Source organism: Mesorhizobium sp. M7A.F.Ca.AU.002.02.1.1 (assembly GCF_003998535.1).
Lineage (GTDB): Bacteria > Pseudomonadota > Alphaproteobacteria > Rhizobiales > Rhizobiaceae > Mesorhizobium > Mesorhizobium ciceri.
The window spans coordinates 1-2,391 of the sequence record NZ_RZPB01000852.1 but is presented as its reverse complement, the minus strand read 5'-3'; the positions used below and the strand labels follow the sequence as shown (position 1 = coordinate 2,391).

Below are 2,391 nucleotides of genomic sequence, written 5' to 3'. Positions count from 1 at the left end.
TCCTTGGCGCTGTCGGGGATCGAGTCCCAGGTCGACACCTTGTAAGGCTGGATCAGGCCATCGGCCTTGGCGGTCGGGCCGAAGGACAGGCCGACGTCGATGACGTCGGGCGCCTGCGGGCCCTTGTTGTCCTTGTTGGCCTTGATCGCCTCGACCTCGTCGCCGGAGCCGGCGTCGGGGTTGAGTTCGTTGACGGTGATTTCCGGATACTTCGCCTTGAAACCTGCGATGACATCGCCATAGCCGCACCAGTCATGCGGCAGCGCGATGGTGGTGAGCTGGCCTTCCGCCTTGGCAGCCTTGACGAGATCGTCCAGCGAATCCGCGGACGAAATCACCGTCGACGCGAAAAGCGCCGCGGCCGAAAGGGAAAGCACTTTCCCCGTGAACTTGAACATGTGTTCTCTCCGTTGAACTGACGCCGTTGGACGCCTGCGATGCGGTATCGTTTTCATGTGACAGCCAGATGAAAGCTTTGTGAAAGCGGCTGCTCGCAGTGCGAAAAAGTAAACTCTTTTTAACCTGATGTAGCAATCGCTCCGCGATTCTTTTTCCGGCTAACTAGTTTGTGCCTTGCCCGTCATCCTCCCCCTTGTTTTCATAGCCCCTTTTCAGATCACTTTGCGGCGCGGAAAACGCCTCAGACCGTGCCGGCAATGGCGTTTTCGAGCAAGGTCAGCGCCGCCTTCTTGGTCAGCTTGACCGGGTTACCGCCGGCGGTCGGATCGACCACCGCCATGTCGGCGATCAGCGCCTTGCGCTTCTTGTCCATGTCGAGCCCCTTGATAAGGCCCGGCAGCGCATGCGGCACCTTCAATTCCTTGCGCAGCTTGATAATCGCCTTGGCGAACCCGTCGAAGCCGCCCTTGATGCCGCAATAGGCGGCGAGCCGGCCGATACGCTCCTCGATGGAGTCACGGTTGAAGGCGAGCACATAGGGCATGAACACCGCATTGGTCATGCCGTGATGGGTGTCATAGAGCGCACCGACCGGATGCGACAGCGAATGGATGGCGCCGAGCCCCTTCTGGAAGGCAGTGGCGCCCATGGCGGCGGCGCTCATCATGTGGGCGCGCGCGACGAGATCCCTGCCGTTGGCATAGGCCTTCGGCAGGTTCTCGAAGACCAGCCTCACACCTTCGACGGCGATGCCGTCGGCCATCGGATGATAGCCCGGCGCGCAATAGGCCTCGAGACAGTGGGCGAGCGCATCCATGCCGGTGCCGGCGGTGATGAAGCCGGGCATGCCGACCGACAGCTCCGGATCGGCAATAACGATTGCTGGCAAAAGTTTCGGATGGAAGATGACCTTCTTGGTGTGCGTCGCCTCATTGGTGATAACGCCGGCGCGGCCAACTTCCGATCCGGTCCCGGCGGTGGTCGGCACGGCGATGATCGGCGCGATGGCGTCCGAATTGGCGCGCGTCCACCAGTCGTCGACATCCTCGAAATCCCATACCGGCCTGACCTGCCCGACCTGGAAGGCGATCAGCTTGCCGAGATCGAGCGCCGAACCGCCGCCGAAGGCGATGACGCCGTCATGTTTGCCCTTCTTGAACACGGCGATGCCGGCGGTCAGATTGGACTCGACCGGGTTAGGCCTGACCTCGGAGAAGACGCCGTAAGGAACCTTGGCGTCGTCGAGTATCTTCAGCGTCGAGGCGACGACCGGCAGTTTCGCCAGTCCAGGGTCGGTGACGAACAACGGCCGCTTGATGCCGGTGGCCGCCAGCACCTCAGGCAATTCCTTGATGCGGCCGGCGCCGAAGCGGACGGTGGTGGGGTAGTTCCATTTGGAGATCAGCTTGGACATTTTTGTCTTTCAATAAATCAGATGGCTTCGCGCAGATGGAATGATTTCGGCCGGGTCAGATTGTCGTAGCCGATGGCCGACAAGCCCGCACCCTTGCCGGTGTCCTTGACGCCGGTCCAGACCAAGGCCGGGTCGAGGTAGTCGCAGCGGTTCATGAACACCGTGCCGGTCTCGACGCGGTTGCCGATCGCCACGGCATGCTCGGTATCGCGCGTCCAGATCGAAGCGGTCAGCCCGTAGGGACTGTCGTTCATCAGCGCGATCGCCTCTTCGTCGTTGCGCACCTTCATGATGCCGACGATCGGGCCAAAGCTTTCCTCGCGCATGACGCTCATCTGATGATCGACTTCTGTCAGCACCTCAGGTGCCAGATAAGGCGAACCAGCCTTGTCGTTAGCCACCTTCATGTTGATGTGCGCCTTGGCACCCTTGCGCAGCGCTTCCGCCTTCTGTTCACGGATCAGGTCAGCAAAGCGCGCCTGCGCCATCGGTCCCATCGTCGTCGCCTGATCGAGCGGATTGCCGACGACATAGTTCTTTGTCTCGGCGATGAAGCCTTCGACGAATTCGTCATAGAC

The 2,391-nt window shown here is 61.1% G+C and carries 2 protein-coding genes and 1 pseudogene; all 3 read right to left on the bottom strand.

The features are described from left to right. Positions 1-398: pseudogene (locus EN879_RS32305) on the bottom strand (ABC transporter substrate-binding protein); the annotation flags it as partial. Positions 399-640: 242 nt separating this feature from the next. Then, complete coding sequence (locus EN879_RS32300; RefSeq protein WP_063168961.1) at positions 641-1,813, bottom strand: iron-containing alcohol dehydrogenase; 1,173 nt, start codon at positions 1,811-1,813, stop codon at positions 641-643. A 17-nt stretch (positions 1,814-1,830) separates the two neighbouring features. Continuing rightward, a partial coding sequence (locus EN879_RS32295) for an aldehyde dehydrogenase family protein (RefSeq protein ID WP_127274535.1) occupies positions 1,831-2,391 on the bottom strand: 561 nt, incomplete at its 5' end.